Source organism: Enterobacter sp. BIDMC 26 (assembly GCF_000534435.1).
GTDB lineage: Bacteria > Pseudomonadota > Gammaproteobacteria > Enterobacterales > Enterobacteriaceae > Enterobacter > Enterobacter ludwigii.
On the sequence record NZ_KI973182.1, the window covers coordinates 1550436 to 1574307 of the forward strand.

Consider the following 23872-nt stretch of genomic DNA (forward strand, 5'->3'; position numbering starts at 1 on the left):
ATTACTGTTTAACATACTTCATCTGCGCGACCTAACAGATTAACCCCTTGCGGGAGAGGCTACTTTTTCTCATCCCCGATGCGTCTGTCAATCCTCTCCTGCATGTAGGCATAAAACGGGTTCGAGGTCACCCGCATTAACGCGTCTTTGCCTACGCTCAGCACGGAGGTTTCCCCCCACAGCGCAATCGTGCCGAGGCTAATGCCATACCGGTTTTTCTCCGCAGGATGTCGGCCATAGAGATCGTCATCAGGCGGGAACGGCACGGCGACATGCGACAGTGAATAGACCTCCTGCGGCCAGGACATCGCCAGCGGTACCGCGGTCTCATCGGTGCGTCCCGCAGGGGTTATTTTCGCCACCGCGGCAAAACTGTCCGCGCTGGCATTGGTAATAATCGTGACACCGTAACGCCTTTTCGCCACAGGCAGTAACTCAGAGGTCGCCGCCCACGACGACGGTTTAAAGAGAGGACGGAAGCTGGCGGCCTGATTGATATCAAATACAACCAGCTCGCTGCCGTTCGCCGGAAGCTGGTCAAATAATCCGGTGACCACGGCGCGGGTGCTGACCGTTGAATCCATCACCGACTGGAATGCGAGTACCGGCGGCAGCTGGTCCAGTCTGTGCTCCCGGGCATCCCGCCCCATCTGCTCCTGCAGGGCCTGGGTCAAGAGCCATGACTGGCGCGCCGCATTGACCGGGAAGGAGTTGTATTTATACGGGTTATATTCCGGCGAGATGTTTAACCATGCCGCTTTGGCAAACGGCGGTAACATCGCCGGCAATCCGGCCAATCCTGCAAACCGGGCGAACGCCGTAACGCCAATCATTGGCGAGAGCAGAATGAGCTGTTGCGGTTTGCGAAGCACAGGCGTGTCCAGCGCATCAAGGGCATATTTCATCGCCAGCGCCCCACCGTTGGAGTAACCCACCAGATGCAGGGGAACATTGTCTCCCGCCAGCCGCGTGGCTTCGCGCACGGCGAGGCGCGTCGCCGCCAGCCACCTCTCCCAGTCAACGTCGGTCAGCGCGCCGGGCGCGGTGCCGTGACCGGGCAGGCGTGGAACCACCGCCACAAAACCGTGCTGCTGATAATCACGGGCAAGATGCCGGACACTGTAAGGCGAATCTGTTAGCCCGTGCAGCAACACCACCGCGCCGCGTGGCGTTCCGGCAGGCATCAGCACAAAGGAGCGGTTGGCATCGGGTGAAAATTTACCGGGCCAAACCAGGCTCTGACGGTAGTAGCGGTTTAACGGCGTGCGCTCCTCACCCTGGGTTTTGCGCGTTACCGCGTTATCCAGATCGGTGAAAATGGCGTTTTCCCGGGCGACATACTGGGCAAAATTCGCCTTATCTATCTCGCGTACGGACATCTCATCTGCCCGCCAGGTATGCCAGAGATGCAGTTCCGGCCCCTGCTGCGAGAGATAAACCCGAACCGCGAGCAGGACGATCAGTACCACTCCTGCGAGCATCGCCATTTTCTTTGCGAGCGCCATCAGGCGCACGCTGATACGCCAGGGCAAGTTCGCCATGCCGGGATCCCTTTCATATTTACGTTGTCTCTATCTTATCAAAAATGTGAAGACGCTGACGTATTCACGAAATTCATACCTCCACGCTCAGCCAGTGCACCAAAAGTGAACTACGCTGCACAAATGTTGATCATTGGTTAACTAAATATTGCATGAAGTTTGCAGCACAGCGGCGTCCCGTCGCGATGTGGACATGGCACGCGTCATGCATTGTTAATCAAATAACACAAACCTGATGACTGACAGCCTGTTAACAGCGAGGCGGTATGACGACGAAACCCGAGGTGTTGAGCCGTATTGAAGCCACGTTCAGCCAGCTGACCCCCAGCGAGAAGCGGGTGGCGAGCTGGCTGCTGGCGCATGCCGCACAGATCCCGTTTGAAACGGCTGAAAGCGTGGGTCTGGCGACCGGCACCAGCGGCATTACCGTGGGACGCTTTCTGCGAAAACTCGGCTATCGCAATCTGGAAGATGCCAAAAAGAGCCTGCGCGACCCGCATCAGCCCTGGGGTATGAACGAGCGGCTGGACTCCTGGCAGCAGCAGTCCCCTCTGCCCAACCGCCTTCAGCACTCTCTGTCGCTGGAGGTGGATGCCATCACTCAGGTTTATCAGCTGGCGCACACCGACGCATTCCGCCAGGTGGTTCATCAGCTTGCCCACGCGGATGCGGTTTTTGTGCTGGGGATCCAGTCGACACGTGGGATAGCCAACGCCTTCTTCAGTCATCTTGAGTACCTCCGCCCGCGCGTCAGCTACGCCGAAGGCGCGTCCGGCAGTTGGGTTGAATCCCTGAACTCCGGTTTCGCCCACCCCTACGTGGTACTGACCGATACCCGCACCTATTCCACCATTGCGCGGCAGTACTGTCGGGTCGCCAGCGAAAAAGGTATTTCGCTGGCCCTGATCACCGATATCTGGTGCCCGTGGGCGCGGGATTACCCGCTTGATTTACTGCAGGTGAAAACCGAAACCGGCCATTTCTGGGATTCGCTGGCACCTGTGAGCTGTCTGTTCAACCTGCTGCTGTCAGGTGTCGTGGAAGCGCTGGGTGATGCCCTTCCACAGCGGCTGGCGGTAAACCGGCAATTACAACAAGAGTTTGGTCAATTCGAACGCTAAAGGAGCGGAGCTATGCCCCCAGAGAGTGAACTGATTGATGTGGCGAAGACCTTCCCTGCGCTGCATATCGATCTGAAATACGCCACAGCCGACAACATCACGGGTCGTCCGATTTATCAGGAGGCGCTGTGCCTGCTGCATACCGATGCGGCCACCGCGCTGGCGAAAGCCATCAGCATCGCCGCACTGGCCGGGCTGAAGCTGGTGGTCTACGACGCTTATCGCCCGCAGGAAGCGCAGGCTCAGTTGTGGGATGCCTGCCCGAACCCGGAATACGTGGTTGATGTGGCGATTGGTTCCAATCACAGCCGCGGGACGGCCATCGACGTTACGCTGATGGACGAACAGAATACCGTGCTGGATATGGGGGCCGGTTTTGACGAAATGCACGATCGCTCGCACGCCTGGCACCCGTCCGTGCCGCCGCACGCGCAGCGCAATCGCCTGCTGCTTAACGCCATCATGTCCGGTGGCGGCTTTGTGGGGATCAGCAGCGAATGGTGGCACTTCGAGCTGCCGAACGCGGCCAGCTATCCCCTGCTTGACGATCGTTTTGCCTGTTTCCCGTTGACGCACACCCCTCTTTAAAACTGGAGCACTGCCATGAAAACAACGCTTCTTAGTACCCTGATCGCCGCCTCGCTGGCACTCAGCGCCCCGGTTGCGCTGGCTGCCGTCCCGAAAGATATGCTGGTGATCGGGAAAGCGGCCGACCCGCAAACGCTCGACCCGGCGGTGACCATTGATAACAACGACTGGACGGTGACTTACCCCGCCTATCAGCGTCTGGTGAAGTACAAGCCAGGCTCCACCGAGGTGGAGGGCGACCTGTCAACGGGCTGGAAAGCGTCAGAGGATCAGAAAGAGTGGACCTTTACCCTTACCGATAACGCAAAATTCGCCGATGGCACGCCGGTTACTGCCGAGGCGGTAAAACTCTCCTTTGAACGTCTGCTGAAGCTTAGCCAGGGGCCGTCTGAAGCGTTCCCGAAAGATCTCAAAATTGATGCGGTCGATCCGCACACGGTGAAATTCACCCTCAGCCAGCCGTTTGCCCCGTTCCTCTACACCCTGGCCAACGACGGTGCGTCGATCGTTAACCCGGCGGTGTTAAAGGCGAACGCTGCTGATGATGCACGCGGCTATTTAGCGCAAAACACCGCCGGCTCCGGGCCTTTCATGCTGAAAAGCTGGCAGAAAGGTCAGCAGCTGGTGCTCGTTCCGAACCCACACTGGGCGGGTGAGAAGCCGCACTTCAAGCGCGTTTCGGTGAAAATTATTGGTGAAAGCGCTTCACGCCGGCTGCAGCTTTCCCGTGGCGATCTGGATATCGCCGACTCACTGCCCGTCGATCAGCTTTCAGCCCTTAAGCAAGAAGGCAAAGTGGCGGTGGCGGAATATCCGTCCCTGCGCGTGACCTATCTTTATCTGAATAACAGCAAAGCCCCGCTCAATCAGGTGGATTTACGTCGGGCCGTCTCCTGGGCAACAGATTATCAGGGGATGGTGAAAGGCATCCTGAGCGGCAATGGTAAACAGATGCGCGGCCCGATACCGGACGGCATGTGGGGGTTTGACGCCACGGCAATGCAGTACAGCTTTGACGAGGCCAAAGCCAAAGCCGCGCTGGAGAAAGTCAAAGACAAGCCGACAAGCCTGACATTCCTCTATTCAGACAACGACCCCAACTGGGAGCCGATCGCCCTGTCCACGCAGGCGAGCCTCGGCAAGATCGGCATCAACGTGAAGCTGGAAAAACTGGCTAACGCCACCATGCGCGATCGTGTCGGGAAAGGTGACTATGACATCGCCATTGGCAACTGGAGCCCGGACTTTGCCGACCCGTACATGTTCATGAACTACTGGTTTGAGTCGGACAAAAAAGGGTTGCCGGGTAACCGCTCGTTTTACGAGAACAAAGAGGTTGACGCCCTGCTGAAGGCGGCCCTGAAAACCACCGATCAAGCGGAGCGTACCCACGATTACCAGCAGGCGCAGAAGGTGGTGATCGACGAGGCGGCCTACGTGTATCTGTTCCAGAAGAACTACCAGCTGGCGATGAACAAAGAGGTGAAAGGCTTCACCTTTAATCCAATGCTGGAGCAGGTCTTTAACATCGCCACCATGAGTAAATAACGGTTCTCGCCGGGGGAAAGTGTATGACGTTCTGGAGCATTGTGCGCCAGCGCTGCTGGGGGTTAATCCTTGTGGTGGCCGGTGTCTGTATCATCACCTTTATTATTTCACACCTGATCCCCGGCGATCCGGCCCGCCTGTTGGCCGGAGACCGCGCCAGCGACGACATTGTGCAAGGCATCCGCCAGCAGCTGGGGCTGGATCAATCGCTGTATATCCAGTTTGGTCGCTATGTGGATGCGCTGGCCCATGGCGATTTAGGCACCTCTATCCGCACCGGACGTCCGGTCGCGGAAGATTTGAAGGCCTTTTTCCCGGCCACCCTGGAGCTGGCTTTTTGTTCCCTGCTGCTGGCGCTTGTTATCGGCGTGCCGCTGGGGATTTTATCGGCGGTCTACCGTGACCGCTGGCTGGATCATCTGGTGCGCTTAATGGCGATGACGGGCATTTCAACGCCCGCATTCTGGCTTGGGTTGGGAGTGATTGTCCTCTTCTACGGGCATCTGCAACTTCTGCCGGGCGGCGGAAGGCTTGACGACTGGCTCGATCCGCCGACGCGCGTTACCGGCTTTTATCTGGTGGATGCGCTGCTGGAAGGCAACGGGGAGGTCTTTTTCAATGCCCTGCAGCATCTGATTTTACCTTCGATGACGCTGGCATTTGTTCATCTCGGCATTGTGGCGCGTCAGGTCCGCTCGGCCATGCTGGAGCAGCTCAGTGAAGATTACATACGAACCGCACGCGCCAGCGGATTGCCCGGCTGGTACATCGTGCTGCGCTATGCCCTGCCCAATGCGATGATCCCGTCGATTACCGTGCTTGGACTGGCGCTGGGCGATCTGCTGTATGGCGCAGTCCTCACCGAAACCGTCTTTGCCTGGCCGGGAATGGGCGCCTGGGTCGTCACCTCTATTCAGGCGCTCGATTTCCCTGCCGTCATGGGCTTCGCGGTAGTAGTCTCACTGGCCTATGTGCTGGTTAATCTGGTGGTCGATCTGCTCTATCTGTGGGTTGACCCGCGAATCGGGCGCGGAGGTGCCGAATGATGTTGACTCAGGAAACGCCCGTCCCGGTTAAAACAGCGAAAGCAGGCATCAACTGGGCAAAACTGTTCTGGATGCTGCGTAAAAGTCCCCTCACGCTGATTGGCGCCGCGATCATGATCCTGATGCTCCTGCTGATGGTGACATCACCGTGGATTGTACCGCATGACCCCAATGCGCTGGATTTGACCGCGCGTCTGCAGGCTCCGTCTGCCGAACACTGGTTTGGCACCGATGAGGTCGGCCGCGATCTGTTCAGCCGGGTGCTCGCCGGCAGCCAGCAGTCGATCAGCGCGGGGCTGGCCGTCGTGGTGATTGCGGGCGGTATTGGCTCGCTTCTGGGCTGTTTGTCTGGCGTAATGGGCGGGCGCGGCGACGCCATTATTATGCGCATTATGGACGTGATGCTCTCCATTCCCTCGCTGGTGCTGACCATGGCACTGGCAGCGGCGCTGGGGCCGAGCCTGTTTAACGCAATGCTCGCCATCGCGATTGTACGTATTCCGTTTTACGTGCGTCTGGCACGCGGGCAAACCCTTGTCGTGCGCCAGTTTACCTATGTTCAGGCGGCCCGCACCTTCGGCGCATCACGCTGGCATTTAATCAGCTGGCATATTCTGCGCAACGCCCTCCCGCCGCTGATTGTGCAGGCTTCGCTGGATATTGGCAGCGCCATTCTGATGGCCGCCACGCTGGGCTTTATCGGTCTGGGCGCACAGCAACCCACCGCCGAATGGGGCGCGATGGTTGCCGTAGGGCGCAACTATGTACTCGACCAGTGGTGGTATTGCGCTTTTCCTGGCGCGGCCATTTTGATTACCGCCGTGGGCTTTAATCTTTTTGGTGACGGCATCCGCGACCTGCTGGATCCGAAATCAGGAGGGAAACAGTCATGACCGACTCGGTTTTAACCATCGAGGATTTACATCTGAGTTTCCCGATATACTGCGGTGAGGTTCATGCGCTGAACCACGTCTCGCTGGAGATTAAACGGGGCGAAATTGTCGGCGTAGTGGGCGAGTCGGGGTCGGGGAAGTCGGTTACCGCCATGCTCGCTATGCGCCTGTTGCCGGAAGGCAGCTACCGAATTCATCACGGTCAGGTGACATTGCTGGGAGAAGATGTTCTGACCGCATCGGAAAAACAGCTTCGCCAGTGGCGCGGGGCAAAAGTGGCGATGATTTTTCAGGAGCCCATGACCGCCCTGAACCCAACGCGGCGGATTGGTAAGCAAATGGTGGAGGTGATCCGCCAGCATCAGCCGCTCGACCGTCGCGCGGCGCAGCAAAAAGCGATTGCCCTGCTGGAGGAGATGCAAATCCCGGACGCGAAAGCGGTGATGGCGCGTTATCCGTTTGAACTCTCCGGCGGCATGCGTCAGCGGGTGATGATCGCCCTTGCCTTCTCCTGCGAGCCTGAACTTATCATCGCCGACGAGCCGACCACGGCGCTGGATGTGACCGTGCAGCTGCAGGTCCTGCGTCTGCTGAAGCACAAGGCGCGGGCCAGCGGAACCTCGGTGCTGTTTATCAGCCACGATATGGCCGTGGTTTCCCAGCTCTGTGACCGGATGTATGTGATGTACGCGGGAAGCGTAATTGAGAGCGGTGCCACACAAACGCTGATCCACCATCCCGTTCATCCCTACTCCATCGGCCTGTTGCAATGTGCACCTGAAAACGGTGCGCCGCGCGAGTTGCTTCCGGCCATTCCCGGCACGGTGCCTAATCTCAGCCAGCTTCCACAAGGCTGCGCGTTCCGCGAGCGCTGCTTTGCCGCCGGGACGAAATGCGGTGAGGCACCGCGCTTGCTTCCTAATGGTGCAGAGGGCCAGATGGCTGCCTGCTGGTACCCGCAACGGGAGAAACACCATGTCTGACATTTTGCTTGAACTGGATAGCGTGCATGTCAACTTTCCCGCGCGCAAAAACTGGCTGGGCCGCGTTACGGAACAGGTGCATGCCCTCAATGGGCTGGACCTGCAGATCCGTCGCGGCGAAACGCTGGGCATTGTTGGGGAATCCGGCTGCGGGAAAAGCACGCTGGCACAGCTATTGATGGGCATGCTCAGGCCCAGCACCGGCGACTATCAGCGGACGCATCACGCGGGCGGCATGCAGATGGTTTTTCAGGACCCGCTCTCCTCCCTCGACCCGCGTCTGCCGGTGTGGCGCATCATCACCGAGCCGGTGTGGGTGCAAAAACGCAGCAGTGAACGCGAACGGCGCCAGCTGGCAGAGACGCTGGCGATGCAGGTGGGTATTCGTGCGGAATATCTTGACCGGTTACCGCATGCCTTTTCAGGCGGGCAGCGCCAGCGCATTGCTATCGCCCGGGCGCTGTCGTCCAATCCAGACATCATCGTGCTCGACGAACCCACCAGCGCGCTGGATATTTCCGTGCAGGCGCAAATCCTCAACCTGCTGGTAAAACTGCAGCAGGAACGGAACCTCACCTATGTGTTGATCTCACATAACGTCTCGGTAGTCAGACACATGAGCGATCGTGTGGCGGTGATGTATCTGGGCCAGATCGTGGAACTGGGAACTACCGATCAGGTGCTTGTCAGGCCGCGCCATCCCTACACCCGGCTGCTGCTTGATTCCGTTCCCAGAACCGGTGAACCGCTGGATGAAAACCTGGCGCTGCGTAAAACAGAGCTTCCTGGCAATCGCCACCTTCCCACCGGCTGTTATTTCCGGGACCGCTGTCCGCAGGCAGCGCAAGGATGCGAACATCCGCAGTCGCTACAGCCTTCAGTTGAGGGCTGTAGCGTGCGTTGCTGGCGCAATCTGAGCGAGTAGCCACGCAGGGTTGCGCTGTTTCACGTTTAAATTTGCGCCATTCCACCGTCGACAAACAGTTCGGTGGCGTTGATAAAGCTTGCTGCATCTGAGGCCAGAAACGCCACCGCTTTCCCCACTTCCCCCGGCGCGCCTAAGCGTCCCAGCGGCACCTGGGCGGCCAGCGCGTCATACAGCCCCTGACGATGTTCTTCCGGCACCAGGTCACCCAGCCCTGGGGTTTTGATGGGCCCCGGGCTCACCACGTTGACGCGAATACCGCGCCCCTGCAAATCCAGCGCCCACGAACGGGCAAAGTTGCGCACGGCGGCTTTACTGGCGCTGTATACGCTAAAGTTTGCGGTTCCTTTAATGGACACCGTGGATCCGGTCAGAATGATCGACGATCCGGCTGATAACAGCGGTAACGCTTTTTGCACGGTGAACAGTACACCGCGAACGTTGGTTGCAAAGATGCGGTCAAACTGCTCTTCAGTGATAGCGCCTAACGGCAGCATGTCGCCACCACCCGCATTGGCGAACAGAATATCCAGACGCCCTTCGTCTTTTGCAATCTGCGCATAGACTTTATCGAGGTCGGAAAGTTGAGAGACGTCCGCACGGATGCCGACCGCCGCGGTGGCAATTTGTGCAACGGCAGCGTCCAGCTCCGCCTGACGACGTCCGGTGATATAAACCTTCGCGCCCTGGGCCGCCAGTTCCTGCGCGGTGGCGAGACCGATACCTGTGCTACCGCCCGTAACCAGGGCAATTTTACCTGCGAGAGACGTATTCATGTTATTCACCTTTAATCATGTTTTCAGGATGCCCGCAAAAACGGTTGAAGAGGTTTTCGCTTGCGTTGAATAAACTCTATCGGTTGCAGGATTAATGAAAAACGGGCAAAAATGAAAATCACTATTCACAGGTGGAAATAATCCGGAGTACGAATGGACCAGCTCATGGCAATGCGCGCATTTACGCGGGTGGTGGAAACCGGAAGTTTTACGCGTGCGGCTGATTCTCTGAATATGCCTATCGCCACCCTGAGCAAGCTGGTGAAATCGCTCGAAGCGCACCTGGAGATCCGGCTTTTACACCGCACGACACGACGGGTAGTCACCACACCGGAAGGTGCCGGGTACTATGAAAAAGCGCTCAGGGTGCTGATTGATATTGAAGATATCGATACGTCGTTTCGCGTTTCTCGCGCGACGCCGAAAGGCCATCTGCGCGTGGATGTGGGCGGTTCAACCGCGCGCGACGTGCTGATCCCCCTGCTCCCGGATTTTATGCAGCGTTATCCGGAAATACGCATCGATCTTGGCGTGGCCGACCGGCCCGTAGATTTGATCAGCGGTAACGTTGACTGCGTGATCCGCGGCGGCCCTCTGGACGACTCCTCCCTTATTGCCCGTCATCTGGGTGACGCTGAAATGGTCACCTGCGCGACGTCTGATTATTTAAAATATCATGGCGTACCAGCCTATCCGCGGGAACTGTGCAATGGCCATAAGCTGATTAGCTACCTTTCTCCCGTCACCGGTCGGGCGTTCCCGTTTCGCTTCAGGGAAAAGGGAGAAAGGCTGGAGATAAGTATTCCGCACTTCCTTGGGGTCAATGAAAGCAATGCTCATCTGGCGGCGGCGGTGGCAGGTTTAGGCATTATTCAGACGTTTCAGTATTCGACAAAAAGGCATTTACAGGCGGGGACGTTAACTGAAATTCTTAGTGACTGGCGACCTGACGCTTATCCGTTTCATGTGGTTTATCCGCAGAACCGGCATCTGACACATCGACTGAGAGTGTTTATCGCCTGGCTGGCAGAGGTGTTTCCTGCCACGCTGAAGGGATAGCCGGGTGTTAACCCGGCTGGGGTTTAATTGAGCGTGTAATCCAGCGTGATTTCCGCGTTCAACAGCTGGGAAACCGGGCAGCCAGCTTTCGCTTTTTGAATAACGCCATCGAACTGCTGAGGGTCAATGCCAGGGACAGTAACCTTGCTCTGCAGTGCGACCTTCGTAATGGCGAAACCGCCCTCTTTTTTATCCAGTGACACGTCGGCGGTGGTATCAATGGAATCGGCGGTGTAGCCTGCTTCACCCAGCATCAGCGACAGTGCCATCGAAAAACAGGCTGCGTGTGCGGCACCAATCAGTTCTTCCGGGTTGGTCCCTTTTTCGCCTTCAAAACGGGTGTTGAAGCCGTAAGGCTGTTGATTGAGAACGCCGCTCTCGGTAGAAACAGTTCCTTTTCCGCGTTTAATATCGCCAGACCAGTGTGCTGAACCGTGCTTATGAATTGTCATTCTTGCTCTCCTTTTGGCTTACAAAGGGTTAAGTATAGACCAGAGATCTGACGCGTCCTGGAACACAGAGTATTCTGGTTGGCGTTGATGCGATACATCACTTCGAACCATCAAAAGGGAAAGGCCTATGATGCTAAACACCAGGATTGTCGTGGCGCTGACCACGCTCGCCGTGACGTTCCCCCTCTTTGCCAGCACGCCGGAGAATTTTATCTATACCAGCTCGGGCGACCTTGATGCCGCCGCCGCGCTTATCGCCCGTCGTGATATCGGTGGCGCGCAGATCGTTTATAACTGGCGTGCACTGGAGCCTGAGAAAAACAGATATGACTTCTCATCCATAGAGCGAGACCTGGCACGCCTGAAGGCCAGCAATAAAAAGCTGTTTATTCAAATTCAGGATCGCTTCTTCGAAAAAGATGCCCGGTATGTCCCTGATTATCTGATGGCAGACACAAAGTACAGCGGTGGTATTTCTCCGCAGTTTGACAATCCTGGTGAAGGGAAACCTACAGGTTCAGGCTGGGTAGCCCGTCAGTGGGATCCTGCCGTGCGTGAGCGGTATCAGGCCTTACTGGCAGCGCTGGCGAAGCGTTTTGATGGCCAGGTTTACGGTGTGAACTTACCTGAAACCGCGATTGACCTTGATGAGAAAAAGCCGCCGACAGGATTTTCGTGCGACAACTATTTTGCCGGAGAAATGGAAAACCTCGCCTTTGCGCGAAAGGTTTTCACGCAATCCCATGTCGTACAATATGTGAACTTCTGGCCGTGTGAATGGAACAATGACCATAATTACATGGGGCGGCTGTTTGAATACGCCAGTGCCCATAATATCGGGCTTGGCGGACCGGATATTGTTCCCAACCGCAAGGCGCAAATGAAAAACGCCTATCCGTTCTTTAACCAGTATAAAAACAAACTGCCGCTGGTCGCCATGGCCGTTCAGGAGCCCACGCTTACCTACAGAAACCCGGCTACCGGCAAGCCCTTCACCAAAGATGAGTTTGTTCAGTTCGCAGAAGCGTATCTCGGCGCAGATATTATTTTCTGGAGCACGACGTCGCCCTGGCTGACGACGAAATAAGCCACAGGCTCACTGCGCGGGCATCAGTTCAGATGCCCTGCAATTTCATCAAGAAAGACGCGCAGGGCCGCAGGCTGATATTCCCGCGACTGGTAAATCCCGTGAATGGCGAGCGGCTTAGGCACTAAGTCTGTGAGCACCGGTACCAGCAGTCCTTGCTCGAGCGCCCCTTGCGCTTCGTGTTCGGGCAGCATTGCAATACCGCAATGTTTAACCGCCGCGTCCATCAACAACGACGAGATACTGGCGCTAAGATTGCCGCTCACCGCGACGCTCACGCTTTCGCCTTCCAGCGTCACAAAATGCCACGACTGACCCGCAAAGAAGCTGTAATGCAGGCAATTGTGCTGCGCCAAATCCTCAGGCGTCACGGGCGTACCGTGCTGCGCAAGATAGTCCGGCGAGGCGCAAAGCACCGAACGGCACTCGCCCAGCCTGCGGGCAATCATCCCCGGCTCCGGGTTATCGGTGATACGCACGGCTACGTCAATACGCTCGCCCACCAGACTCACGGGATGGTTATTCACATCCAGTTCAATTCTGAGCTGCGGATAACGCGCCAGCAGCCCGGGCAGTACCGGCGCAATCATGTGCATGGCGGTAAAGTGCGCGCAGGCTACCCGTAAGGTGCCGGAAGGTAAATCTTTCTCCGACTGGCCTTCAATCTCCTGCGACAGTTGCGAAAGGGTACGCGTTTTCTGCAGTACCTTTTCCCCTGCTGCGGTCAGCGTCAGCTTACGCGTTGAGCGGTTCACCAGGCGGGTCCCCGCCCACTTCTCCATCTGCTCAAGATAACGGCTTACCATGGGCCGGGAAATGCCCAGCGCACGGGCTGCGGCACTCAAACTTCCCAGCTCGCAAATCCGGTTATAGACCTGTGCGGCAATAACGCGATCCATATAACGCTCCATTTGCTCGATTTATGAAACTAAGCATGTCTTGTTTCAGGAATTCTGGCAAATGGAGAGTTCGGTACAATAGGGTCTTTCCTGATAAAAAGAGACATGATGATGAAGCTCACTCGCCTTGCACTGCTATGCACCCTCTTCACGCCGGCGGTCTTCGCCGCACCGTTGACCATTGATACCTGGAACCCGCAGGAGAAAGGCATCTTTGCGGTCTCGTCGACGCTGGTGTCTGGCCCGAAAGAGGCCGTCCTGTTTGACGCGCAGTTTAGCGTGAAAGACGGTGAAGCACTGGTGGAGAAAATTCGCCGCAGCGGTAAAACCCTGAACAAGATTGTGATCACCTCCGGCGATCCGGACTTCTACTTTGGTCTGCAACCGCTGGTTAAAGCATTCCCGAATGCGAAAGTCGTGGCGACTCAGCAGGTGGTTGACCATATCAAGGCCACCAAAGATGCCAAGCTGGCCTTCTGGGGCCCACAGATGAAAGACGGCGCGCCAACAACGCTGATCGTTCCCCAGGTGCTGACCTCCACCACGTTTATGGTTGATGGTGAGAAAATCGATATTGAACAGCCAGACAGCTACGCGGCCTATGTCTGGATCCCGTCGGCGAAGACGATTCTTGGCGGCACGGGCGTTTCATGGGGCATCCATCTGTGGACGGCCGATACCCAGACCAGGGCGCGTCGCCAGCAGTGGCAGGATACGCTGGAAAACATGGCGGCGCACAAACCTGAGCGCGTGATCCCGGGTCACTATCTGGGGACGCCACCGTCAGGTACCGGCGCTATCGATTTTACCCGTGAATATCTGCAGCGGTTCGAGCAGACGCTGGCTAATCACAAAGATTCTGCTGGCGTCATTAGCGCCATGAAAAAAGCGTATCCGGGCCTGGCCGAAGAGAGCTCGCTGGAATTAAGTGCGAAAGTGAATACCGGCGAAATGAAATGGTAAATTAATCTCTGCTCCTGCTATTTTCTCGGATAGCAGGAGCAGCATCAAAATATCCCCCCTCGTCCCCTGTCATTATTCCTCCATTTCTAAAAGTGTCTAAAAGCATGCACTTATGTCATTTTTATTTCTAAGATGAATCTTAGACACAGCAAGGAAAATATTTGCCATTCTGTTTGTGAATTACATTTTTTGCGAGCCGTACCATTACACAGACAACGACACGGAGGCAGCATGTTTACTTATTACCCGGCAAATACTGCAGCAGCACAACCTGAACTCGTTAACGCGATCGCACAGGGTCTTCACGCCGAACACGGTGCTGTGACTGAAGATGACATTTTGATGGAACTGACCAAATGGGTGGAATCCACAGACAATGACATCCTCAGTGACATCTACCAACAGACCATTAACTACGTGGTCAGTGGACAGAATGCCTCTTTGTAAAAACCTGCTAAGCTGGATCTGCAACCTAAGGGGTTACATTTCGTTTGCGTAAGCAAACTTGTCCTTAAAACTATCAACAGGATTGAGGAGTAAAGATGAAATCGAACCGTCAGGCACGCCATATTCTGGGACTGAACTACAAGCTTTCTAACCAACGTAAAGTGGTGATTGAGGGCGACAGTGAAACGCAAGTCACCCATGCCACCGGCAGAAAACGCCACGCTGGCAAGTAAGTTCCAGTAAGAGATCCTGAACACCATCGGCAAAACCGATGGTGTTTTTGTTTATGTGTTGCGGTAATTAACATTTAGCTCCTTTATAATACCGCCTGACCGCACCCCACCGCACAGGCCAGAAAGATGACAAACAGCAGTGTCAGGGACGGATCTTCAAAAAAAGAGTGAGTGACATGGACAACAAACTGAAAAAACATCGTTCCTTATATATCCCTTATGCCGGTCCGGTTTTACTGGAATTCCCCCTGCTCAACAAAGGCAGCGCCTTCAGCATGGAAGAGCGCAGCAGCTTCAACCTGCTTGGTCTGCTGCCCGAAGTGGTGGAAACCATTGAAGAACAGGCTGAACGTGCGTGGATCCAGTATCAGGGTTTCAAGACCGAAATCGACAAGCACATCTACCTGCGTAACATTCAGGACACCAATGAAACCCTCTTCTATCGCCTGGTTCAGAACCACCTCGAAGAGATGATGCCGGTGATCTACACCCCAACGGTGGGTGCGGCGTGTGAACGTTTCTCTGAGATCTACCGTCGCTCCCGCGGCGTATTCATCTCTTATCAGAACCGTCACAATATGGACGATATTCTGCAGAACGTGCCGAACCACAACATCAAGGTCATTGTTGTGACTGACGGGGAACGTATTCTCGGCCTCGGGGATCAGGGTATTGGCGGAATGGGGATCCCAATCGGTAAGCTCTCCCTGTACACCGCTTGTGGAGGTATCAGCCCGGCGTACACCCTGCCGGTAGTGCTGGATGTGGGTACCAACAACCAGCAGCTGCTCAACGATCCGCTGTACATGGGCTGGCGTCATCCGCGCATTACCGACGATGAGTATTATCAGTTTGTTGATGATTTTATCCAGGCCGTTAAGGCACGCTGGCCGAACGTGCTGCTGCAGTTTGAAGACTTTGCGCAGAAGAACGCCATGCCGCTGCTGAACCGCTACCGCGATGACATCTGTTCATTCAACGACGACATTCAGGGCACCGCCGCCGTGACCGTTGGGACGCTGATCGCCGCCAGCCGTGCGGCAGGCAGCCAGTTGAGCTACCAGAAAATCGTCTTCCTGGGCGCAGGCTCTGCGGGCTGCGGTATTGCCGAGCAGATTATTGCTCAGACGCAGCGCGAGGGCTTGAGTGAAGAACTGGCCCGTTCCCGTGTCTATATGGTTGACCGTTTCGGCCTGCTGACCGACGGTATGCCTAACCTCCTGCCGTTCCAGACCCGACTGGTTCAGAAACGTGAGAACCTGAAAAACTGGGATACCGACAACGAGGTGCTCTCCCTGCTGGACGTGGTGCGCAACGTGAAGCCGGACATTCTTATCGGCGTTTCCGGGCAAACCGGTCTCTTCACCGAAGAGATTATTCGCGAAATGCACAAACACTGTGAACGCCCTATCGTGATGCCGCTCTCTAACCCGACTTCCCGTGTAGAAGCAACGCCGCAGGACATCATCGCCTGGACCGAAGGTAACGCACTGGTGGCAACCGGCAGTCCGTTCGACCCGGTGGTGTGGAAGGATAAAACCTATCCGATCGCGCAGTGCAACAACTCCTACATCTTCCCGGGGATTGGTCTGGGGGTTATCGCGTCCGGTGCGTCACGCATTACCGATGAAATGCTGATGTCAGCCAGCGAAACCCTGGCGAAACACTCACCGCTGGTGAATAACGGTGAAGGCCTGGTGTTGCCAGAGCTGAAAGACATTCATAAGGTGTCCCGCGCGATCGCTTTCGCAGTAGGAAAAATGGCACAGCAGCAAGGCGTGGCGGTGAAAACCTCCGCCGATGCGCTGCAGCAGGCCATTGACGACAACTTCTGGATGCCGGAATACCGCAGCTATCGCAGAACGTCTATCTAAAGAACAGGCCGGGTCAGGCAATCATGCCTCCCGGCCTGCCATTCTGCCCGCGCTTGCCGGGCCGTAAAATCCCCGCTACACTGCCTTCATCCATTAACCTACTGAATATATAAGGAGGCCAATTATGCTGTACTGTGAAATTTTCAATGTTTCACATACATTTGGTGATCGCACCAGCTCAAGCGTTATCGGTATCGTGCTGCGATAACTTCTGCTTGAGCGAAGACACCAACCCCTGAAATCCCTTCTCTCGGGCTTACTGAGTTATCGTCAGCGATGTTTGACGAGGCATAAACATGCCTGTAACTCTTGGGTAAGCAACAATGAGCACTTTACTCACTGCACAATCTCTACGTGTTGATACGGCGTTTGGTACGCTCTTCGACTCTCTCTCCTTTACGCTGAAAAAAGGCGATCGCATCGGTCTGCTGGGCGACAACGGCTGCGGTAAAAGTACGTTGCTGAAGGTGCTGGACGGTACGGACACGCCTGCCGCCGGAACGGTCGCGCTGGCCGGGCACTGCATCATGGCGCGCGTAGAACAACATCTGCCGGACGGGATTTATCCCCTGAGCATGCTGGATGCCGTGCTGGCACAACTGCCTGCGGCTGAACGCGAGAGCCTGCGCTGGAAAGCGGAAACGCTGCTGGCGAGTATGGGCTTTACGCCGCAGAACTGGACATTAACCTCGGCAACGTTGAGCGGCGGGCAACATACGCGTCTGCTGCTGGCGCGGGCTTTGATTAATGCGCCGGACCTGCTGCTGCTGGATGAACCGAGTAACCACCTCGATTTACCCACCATGCTCTGGCTGGAGCAATTTTTACAGGCCTGGTCAGGCAGCTTTGTGCTGGTTTCACATGACAGGCAGCTGCTGGATGCCGTGACCAACGGCAGTTGGATCCTGCGCGATAAGATGCTGCATTACTTTGCCCTTCCCTGCACCGCCGCACGCAAAGCGCTGGATGCGAAAGACGAAAGTGATGCGCAGCGCCACAAGGCAGAACAAAAGGAGATCGACCGCGTCGCGGCCAGCGCAAAAAGACTGGCGACCTGGGGCAAAGTCTACGACAACGAAGACCTGGCCCGCAAAGCGAAACAGATGGAAAAGCAGGTTGAACGGCTGAAAGAGAGCCAGACGGAGGTCACGGCGGGAAGTCAGTGGACATTAACCCTGCGCGGCGACGCGCTACGGGCCGACCGTCTGCTGGAGCTGGAAAACCTCGCAGTGCCGCCGACGCCCGGGCTGCCTGCGCTGTTTAACATTGACATCGCGCGTATCAAAAGCGGCGACCGCGTGGCCATCGTTGGACGTAACGGCTGCGGTAAATCATCCCTGATGAAGCTGATCTGGCGGAATTTTCGCGGCGAGCAGGCTGACGATGGGCTGAAACTCCATCCACGCGTATCGCCTGGCTATTATGACCAGACGCTGAACCAACTCCCGGACGATGCATCGCTGTTTGACGCACTGGAGCCGTTTGCACCCGATCCGCAGAATCGCAAGATGGCCCTGATCGGTGCCGGCTTTGCGTGGCCACGTCACGGTCAGAAAGTCAGTACGCTCAGCGGTGGAGAACGCTCTCGCCTGCTGTTTGTTGGCCTGACGTTAGCGCGCTATAGCCTGCTGATGCTGGATGAACCGACCAACCATCTGGACATGGAAGGCAAAGAGGCGCTGACGGAAACCCTGCAGCAATTTGAAGGTGGCGTGCTGCTGGTCAGCCATGACCGTCAATTAATCAGCCAAAGCTGCAACCGTTTCTGGCTGATTGAGGACGGCAGGTTGAGTGAATGGCATGACGCCGAAGCGGTCTTTGAACGGCTGCGTGAAAGTGCAGGCCTGATAACATCGCCGTGTTCACCGAAACAACAGCACGATCGCCCTTCGCAGTTTGACGACCTGCTTGAACGGCTGATCGCGCTGGAGACATTGCTGGAGGAAGACCTGGCCCGCAAACCGAAGCACCAGAAGCCGCAGTTGCAGGCGCAATGGCGCCAGGAGATTGAGGCGATAGAAGCAAAACTGTAAGTCCGCGCCCGGCGAGCGTCTCGCCGGGCCGCTCTGCCCCTGAACGCCCCCCTGATTATTAGAGGATCGCTGTATTCTTAATCCGAAATCGAATCAAATGATGACATTATGTTGCTGCCACCTTGCATTAACGCGCCTAAGTATTAATCCTTAAGAAGTAGTACACCTGCTATGCAGAATCTCATCATGAACAAGGAGAAACATATGAAGGCTGCTGTTGTCACTCAGGATCATCAGGTCAATGTCACCGAAAAATCATTACGCCCGCTTAAGCATGGAGAAGCCCTGCTGAAGATGGAATGCTGCGGCGTATGTCATACCGATCTTCACGTGAAGAACGGTGATTTCGGCGATAAGACCGGGGTGATACTGGGTCACGAAGGAATAGGGATCGTTAAAGAGATTGGCCCAGGCGTCAACTCGCTGAAAATTGGCGACCGTGCGAGCGTGGCATGGTTTTTTGAAGGCTGTGGACACTGCGAATACTGTAATACCGGCAACGAAACCCTGTGCCGGGATGTGAAAAACGCGGGTTATTCCGTTGACGGTGGGATGGCTGAAGAGTGCATCGTGACCGCCGATTATGCGGTAAAAGTGCCGGACGGTCTGGATTCCGCAGCGGCGAGCAGCATCACCTGCGCGGGGGTCACCACCTACAAAGCGGTAAAAGTGTCCCACATTAAGCCGGGCCAGTGGATTGCGATTTACGGTCTTGGTGGTCTGGGTAACCTTGCGCTGCAGTACGCTAAAAACGTATTCAACGCCAAGGTCATCGCCATTGATGTGAACGATGAACAGCTGAAACTGGCCGCCAGCATGGGGGCAGATTTAACCATTAACTCTCGCAGCGAAGATGCAGCGAAAATTGTTCAGGAGAAAACCGGAGGCGCACATGCCGCGGTGGTAACTGCCGTGGCAAAAGCAGCCTTCAACTCAGCGGTGGATGCCGTGCGTGCCGGTGGCCGCGTGGTCGCCGTGGGCCTGCCGCCGGAAGCGATGAGCCTGGATATTCCACGCCTGGTTCTGGACGGCATTCAGGTCGTCGGTTCGCTGGTGGGAACCCGTCAGGACCTGATGGAGGCATTCCAGTTTGCGGCAGAGGGCAAAGTGGTGCCAAAAGTGACAATGCGTCCGCTGGAAGATATCAATGCCATCTTTAAAGAGATGGAGCAGGGTCAAATCCGCGGTCGTATGGTGATTGATTTACGCTCTTAATCGCCGGTTGCCGGGGGGCGGTTTTGCCTTACCCGGCATTTCACTACGACGATCGCCGGTCAGAAATCCACTCCTGAACCTCAATCTGAAAGGTATCCGGCGCTTTGCGGTACATCTTGCGCGCCAGATCGAGAATGGTATGTCGCGCTAACTCCTCTTCCATCCGTTGCTGTGCGCTGTCCATGACCGAACGTACGCCACACGGGCCATTGCACACCCAGGCAGGAGGCGTTTCATTAAACACCGCCAGCCGCTGACGCACCTCGCGACACTCAAACATGTTCTTCTCACCGTCAATGGCGTGCGCCACATCCAGTACGGTGATCAACTCCGCCGGACGCGCCAGTTTAAACCCGCCGCCCTTACCTTCCGTGCTGCTCACCAGCCCGGCACGTGACAAACGGGTGAATATTTTTCCCAGGTAATCATACGGCACACCCTGCAGGGCGGCCATTTCCCGGACGCTCATCTCACGCTCATTGCCTTTTGCATCCACCATGCACATCAGGCTGTGAATGCCGTATTCCACACCGGAACTGTAAAACGCCATGGTTAACTCCGAAGTTATTTATCTGGGTCATTATAACGGCGTTATTGCCCACAATCACAACTACCCTCCCCTTTTTCATTAACATGCTGATTTTATGCAGCATTAAAATTTAACTCAGAAAGAAGTTGTCGCAGTTAACTGCGACAAGTATAGTTGCAGTTATGTCAGGTATACAGCGTGATGATCAAAAGGATCGAAGATGAAGAAGCAGATTTTAATTGTGGGCAGTGGTTTTTCCGGCATGTGGGCTGCAGTCAGTGCCGCGCGTCTGAATGCGCTGGAGGGCAATAACAGCCTGAAGATCGCCGTGCTGGCACCCGCCCCCGAGTTGCGTGTTCGCCCGCGCTTCTATGAAGAGAACGTGACGTCGCTGGTCTCTCCGCTGACCGGACTGTTCGCTGAACTGGGTATTGATTTTATCGCAGGGAAAGCAGAATCCATTGATACAAAAGGGAAAATCGTTTCCTGTCGTGATGCGAATGGCGTGGCTGCCGCAGTGAGTTACGAACGGTTAGTGCTGGCCACCGGCAGCCAGAGCAAACGTCCACCGATTGTCGGGCTGGCTGAGTACGCCTTTGATATCGATCAGCTTGAATCCGCACAGACCTTTGAGCAGCATCTTGACTCCCTGGTCTCGCGCCCTTCCACCGCTGCGCGCAATACCGTGGTTGTCTGTGGCGGCGGTTTTACCGGCATTGAACTGGCAACCGAGCTTCCTGCTCGCCTGCGCGCTCGCTTCGGTGATGATACAGCGATAAAAGTTATCGTAGTTGAAAGGGGTCATGTCATTGGCGGACGATACAGTGAAGCATTGCGTAACACCATTGAAGACGCGAGCCAGGAACTGGGGATTGAGTGGCGTCTGAACAGTGAAATTGAGGCCATCGATGCGAACGGCGTAACGCTGAAAAACGGCGAACGTATCCCCGCTGCAACCGTAGTCTGGACGGCAGGCGTTGAAGCAAACCCGCTTGGACAACAGATTAACGGCGAACGCGATAACCAAGGGCGTCTAAAAGTGACAGAAACGCTGCAGGTTCCGGCTCATCCGGACGTGTACGCGACGGGAGATATGGCCTACGCCAGAACGGACGAGATGGGGAACACGGCGCTAATGACCTGCCAGCACGCGATCCAGTTGGGTAAATTTGCCGGCCACAACGCGGCAGCCAGCCTGTTGAATCGCACGCCTTATCCTTACCGCCAGGTTAACTACGTGACCTGTCTGGACCTGGGTGCCTGGGGTGCCGTTTACACTGAAGGGTGGGACCAGGCCGTCAAATCGGTGCGTGATGACGCAAAGAAAATCAAAATCGCCATCACCAATGAACTTATCTACCCGCCAGCAGCGGACAAAGCCGTGGCGTTTGCCGCTGCCGATCCGTTGGCGAAATTTGTCTAGTGCCCTTCTACCGCGCCTTACCGGCGCGGTTCAACGTGCGGAAGCGAGCGAACCGGCGTCTGCCTTTCTGGCCCGAAGGTGCGCGTAGATCAGCAGTGAACTCATGGCTGAGAAAGAGAGCACAGCCGCTGGCAGCGTGACATAGCTCCAGCTAAAGCCAAGCGTGATCATCATCCCGCCAAAATACGCCCCTATCGCACTGCCGAGATTAAATGCCATCTGCCCGCCAGCGGCACCCAGCATCTCACCGCCCCTGGCATTTTGCAGGAGCAGAATTTGCAGCGGCGCAGAGAGTGCAAACAGCCCGGCGCAGCAGATAAAGCCCATCACCAGCGACGCCGTTTTATGTTCCCCAAAGGCGAATAGCAACAGCAGTGACGCGACAATGACCATGTCGGTGGTGGCGGCAATACGCAGCGGACTGAAGCGGCCCGATAACTTCCCGCTCAGGAGATTACCTAACACCATACCCAGCCCCATCAGCATCATGATGACCGTCATGACGCCTTCGGAGAAGCCAGAGACGTTGACCATAAACGGTTTGACGAAGCTGAACCACGCAAACACGCCAGCATTGCCAAACATGGTGGCGGCAAAAATCAGCCACGGCTCCGGTTTTTTCAGAAAGGAAAATTGCGCGGTCAATTTGATTTCGGAGCGATCATGGATGTGCGGCACCCAGACCAGTACCGAGATGATCACCAGAGCATCAAACAGGGCAATCAGGAAAAAGGTATAGCGCCAGCTGAATTCATGACCCAGCCAGGTGCCCAGCGGTACGCCCACCAGATTGGCAACCGTCATGCCGGCTATCATGCCCGCCACGGCGACCGTCACCTTCCCCGGAGGCGCAATTCTCGAGAGAATAATCGCCCCGACGCCAAAAATGGCGCCGTGCGGAAAACCGGAAATCAGCCGCCCTATCGCCAGCCAGGCATACGACGTTGAAAAGGTAAAAATCGCATTTCCGACGGCACACAGCACCACCAGAAACAACAGCGTGGATTTTAACGAAAATTTGCCTGAGAACAGCGCCACAATCGGGGCACCAATCACCACACCAAAGGCGTAAAACGAAATCATATTCCCGGCGGCGGGAATTGAAATTCCGGTGTCATGGGCCAGCTCAGTTAATACGCCCATAATGCTAAATTCAGCCATTCCCAGGCCAAACGTGCCAAGTGCCAACGAAAAAATTGTCTTTTTCATACCACAACCACTGGTTAACAACGCGCGACGGGCATTATTGAACAATCTTGTATGGTGAGCCAGTTCAAATCAGCTGGCTGACACGTTAATCCATTAATTCAGGTGGATTACACTTCATAGTGCGGCCCCGCTTTTTCCCGCGCCGGACAACCTGAGGATGACAATCATGGGAAGCAAGAAGAAAACCAGTGTCGCAGTTGATGTCATAAAGCATGAGCCGTTAAAAACGAAAGAGTATGAAAAAGAGCTTCGTCGCCTCCACGTTGAACTGGTTAAGCTCCAGCAGTGGGTCGTCGCAAAGGGTTTAAAGGTCTGTATTGTCTTTGAAGGGCGCGACGGTGCCGGTAAAGGCGGAACCATTAAAGCCATCACTGAACGCGTTAGCCCACGCGTCTTCCGGGTTGTTGCGCTCCCCGCCCCGACGGAAAAAGAGAAGACCCAGCTCTATTTCCAGCGTTATGTCCCCCACCTGCCAGCCGCCGGCGAAATCGTCATTTTTGACCGCAGCTGGTACAACCGCGCGGGCGTTGAACGGGTGATGGGATTCTGCACACCGGAGCAGGTCGATAAGTTTCTTGATGGCACGCCGGTGATGGAAAAAGCAATGGTGGATGCCGGGATCATCCTGCTCAAATACTGGCTGGAGGTCACGCCGAAAGAACAGGAGCGTCGTCTGCGCGATCGTATTAACGACGGGCGAAAGACCTGGAAATTATCTCCAATGGACATTAAGTCTTTCAATTTGTGGGATGAATATACCGTGGCGCGAGATGCGATGTTTGCTGCCACCGACACCGCCTGGGCACCGTGGTTTGTCGCCCGTTCGGAAGATAAAAAACGCGTGCGCCTGAACATTATTTCGCACCTGCTGGCGCAAATCCCGTACAAAGCCATTCACATCGAAGCGGTGAGTTTGCCGAAGCGTAAGATTGGTAAAGTGAAGCCGACCCAATACCCGTTCCGGTATGTTGAAGAGCGTTTTTGACTGAAGCGTTCGCGGGTCATTCGCTGACCCGCGAACGCGGGAC

General features: G+C 55.9%; 23 protein-coding genes. 17 read left to right on the forward strand and 6 right to left on the reverse strand.

The window, feature by feature from the left end; genetic code table 11:
- Window positions 1-59: 59 nt before the first annotated feature.
- A complete protein-coding gene (locus tag L462_RS15945; protein WP_032678216.1) occupies window positions 60-1541 on the reverse strand; it encodes an alpha/beta hydrolase in 1482 nt (493 codons plus the stop codon).
- Window positions 1542-1807: 266 nt separating this feature from the next.
- Here L462_RS15945 and L462_RS15940 point away from each other — a divergent pair, with 266 nt between their 5' ends.
- From L462_RS15940 to L462_RS15910, 7 genes are read left to right on the forward strand one after another with little or no spacing between them, the layout of a single operon-like run.
- The gene (locus L462_RS15940) at window positions 1808-2662 is read left to right on the forward strand and encodes a MurR/RpiR family transcriptional regulator (RefSeq protein WP_025204147.1); all 855 of its coding nucleotides are present in this window, start codon (window positions 1808-1810) and stop codon (window positions 2660-2662) included.
- Between the two features lie 12 nt (window positions 2663-2674).
- Window positions 2675-3250 (forward strand): D-alanyl-D-alanine dipeptidase, encoded by a 576-nt coding sequence (gene ddpX, locus L462_RS15935; RefSeq protein ID WP_014170160.1) that lies wholly within the window; start codon window positions 2675-2677, stop codon window positions 3248-3250.
- Window positions 3251-3265: 15 nt separating this feature from the next.
- On the forward strand, window positions 3266-4798 hold the full coding sequence (locus L462_RS15930) for an ABC transporter substrate-binding protein (protein WP_032678217.1): 1533 nt from the start codon (window positions 3266-3268) through the stop codon (window positions 4796-4798).
- Window positions 4799-4821: 23 nt separating this feature from the next.
- Complete coding sequence (locus L462_RS15925) at window positions 4822-5844, forward strand: ABC transporter permease (RefSeq protein ID WP_032678218.1); 1023 nt, start codon at window positions 4822-4824, stop codon at window positions 5842-5844.
- A complete protein-coding gene (gene ddpC, locus L462_RS15920; RefSeq protein WP_032678219.1) occupies window positions 5841-6737 on the forward strand; it encodes a D,D-dipeptide ABC transporter permease in 897 nt (298 codons plus the stop codon). Before L462_RS15925 ends, ddpC begins: the two co-directional genes overlap by 4 nt.
- Window positions 6734-7720, forward strand: a complete 987-nt coding sequence (locus L462_RS15915; RefSeq protein ID WP_032678220.1) for an ABC transporter ATP-binding protein — start codon at window positions 6734-6736, stop codon at window positions 7718-7720. The genes ddpC and L462_RS15915 overlap by 4 nt, the downstream gene beginning before the upstream one ends.
- The gene (locus L462_RS15910) at window positions 7713-8645 is read left to right on the forward strand and encodes an ABC transporter ATP-binding protein (protein ID WP_025204144.1); all 933 of its coding nucleotides are present in this window, start codon (window positions 7713-7715) and stop codon (window positions 8643-8645) included. Before L462_RS15915 ends, L462_RS15910 begins: the two co-directional genes overlap by 8 nt.
- A gap of 26 nt (window positions 8646-8671) precedes the next feature.
- On the opposite strand, the gene L462_RS15905 is transcribed toward L462_RS15910, so the two are convergent.
- A complete protein-coding gene (locus L462_RS15905) occupies window positions 8672-9421 on the reverse strand; it encodes an SDR family NAD(P)-dependent oxidoreductase (RefSeq protein WP_020884087.1) in 750 nt (249 codons plus the stop codon).
- A gap of 153 nt (window positions 9422-9574) precedes the next feature.
- Here L462_RS15905 and L462_RS15900 point away from each other — a divergent pair, with 153 nt between their 5' ends.
- The gene (locus tag L462_RS15900; protein ID WP_032678221.1) at window positions 9575-10480 is read left to right on the forward strand and encodes a LysR family transcriptional regulator; all 906 of its coding nucleotides are present in this window, start codon (window positions 9575-9577) and stop codon (window positions 10478-10480) included.
- Between the two features lie 23 nt (window positions 10481-10503).
- Here L462_RS15900 and L462_RS15895 read toward each other — a convergent pair whose 3' ends face one another.
- Complete coding sequence (locus L462_RS15895; RefSeq protein WP_014170171.1) at window positions 10504-10932, reverse strand: OsmC family protein; 429 nt, start codon at window positions 10930-10932, stop codon at window positions 10504-10506.
- Window positions 10933-11059: 127 nt separating this feature from the next.
- Here L462_RS15895 and L462_RS15890 point away from each other — a divergent pair, with 127 nt between their 5' ends.
- Window positions 11060-12019, forward strand: a complete 960-nt coding sequence (locus L462_RS15890) for a hypothetical protein (RefSeq protein ID WP_032678222.1) — start codon at window positions 11060-11062, stop codon at window positions 12017-12019.
- Window positions 12020-12042: 23 nt separating this feature from the next.
- Here the strand turns inward: L462_RS15890 and L462_RS15885 are convergent, their stop codons facing one another.
- Window positions 12043-12918, reverse strand: a complete 876-nt coding sequence (locus tag L462_RS15885) for a LysR family transcriptional regulator (protein WP_020884082.1) — start codon at window positions 12916-12918, stop codon at window positions 12043-12045.
- A gap of 111 nt (window positions 12919-13029) precedes the next feature.
- On the opposite strand from L462_RS15885, the gene L462_RS15880 reads away from it, so the two are divergent.
- From L462_RS15880 to adhP, 6 genes are all read left to right on the forward strand, one after another.
- Window positions 13030-13881 carry a Vmh family MBL fold metallo-hydrolase gene (locus L462_RS15880; protein WP_025204138.1) on the forward strand — a complete coding sequence of 284 codons (852 nt, stop codon included), beginning with the start codon at window positions 13030-13032 and terminating at the stop codon, window positions 13879-13881.
- Between the two features lie 231 nt (window positions 13882-14112).
- Window positions 14113-14328, forward strand: coding sequence for a biofilm-dependent modulation protein (gene bdm, locus L462_RS15875; RefSeq protein ID WP_020884080.1), 216 nt, complete (start codon window positions 14113-14115; stop codon window positions 14326-14328).
- Window positions 14329-14423: 95 nt separating this feature from the next.
- Complete coding sequence (gene sra / locus L462_RS15870; protein ID WP_013096533.1) at window positions 14424-14561, forward strand: stationary-phase-induced ribosome-associated protein; 138 nt, start codon at window positions 14424-14426, stop codon at window positions 14559-14561.
- 176 nt (window positions 14562-14737) lie between these two features.
- A complete protein-coding gene (locus tag L462_RS15865; protein WP_020884079.1) occupies window positions 14738-16435 on the forward strand; it encodes an NAD-dependent malic enzyme in 1698 nt (565 codons plus the stop codon).
- 323 nt (window positions 16436-16758) lie between these two features.
- Complete coding sequence (locus L462_RS15860; RefSeq protein ID WP_032678223.1) at window positions 16759-18468, forward strand: ABC-F family ATP-binding cassette domain-containing protein; 1710 nt, start codon at window positions 16759-16761, stop codon at window positions 18466-18468.
- Between the two features lie 204 nt (window positions 18469-18672).
- Window positions 18673-19683 carry an alcohol dehydrogenase AdhP gene (gene adhP / locus L462_RS15855; protein ID WP_020884077.1) on the forward strand — a complete coding sequence of 337 codons (1011 nt, stop codon included), beginning with the start codon at window positions 18673-18675 and terminating at the stop codon, window positions 19681-19683.
- A 43-nt stretch (window positions 19684-19726) separates the two neighbouring features.
- Here adhP and L462_RS15850 read toward each other — a convergent pair whose 3' ends face one another.
- Window positions 19727-20233, reverse strand: a complete 507-nt coding sequence (locus tag L462_RS15850; protein WP_014170178.1) for an RrF2 family transcriptional regulator — start codon at window positions 20231-20233, stop codon at window positions 19727-19729.
- 199 nt (window positions 20234-20432) lie between these two features.
- Between L462_RS15850 and L462_RS15845 the strand changes: the two genes are divergently transcribed.
- On the forward strand, window positions 20433-21635 hold the full coding sequence (locus L462_RS15845; protein ID WP_032678224.1) for an NAD(P)/FAD-dependent oxidoreductase: 1203 nt from the start codon (window positions 20433-20435) through the stop codon (window positions 21633-21635).
- A gap of 30 nt (window positions 21636-21665) precedes the next feature.
- On the opposite strand, the gene araJ is transcribed toward L462_RS15845, so the two are convergent.
- Window positions 21666-22844 carry an MFS transporter AraJ gene (araJ, locus tag L462_RS15840; RefSeq protein ID WP_032678225.1) on the reverse strand — a complete coding sequence of 393 codons (1179 nt, stop codon included), beginning with the start codon at window positions 22842-22844 and terminating at the stop codon, window positions 21666-21668.
- 166 nt (window positions 22845-23010) lie between these two features.
- On the opposite strand from araJ, the gene ppk2 reads away from it, so the two are divergent.
- Window positions 23011-23829 (forward strand): polyphosphate kinase 2, encoded by an 819-nt coding sequence (gene ppk2 / locus L462_RS15835; protein WP_032678226.1) that lies wholly within the window; start codon window positions 23011-23013, stop codon window positions 23827-23829.
- The last annotated feature ends 43 nt before the right edge of the window (window positions 23830-23872 follow it).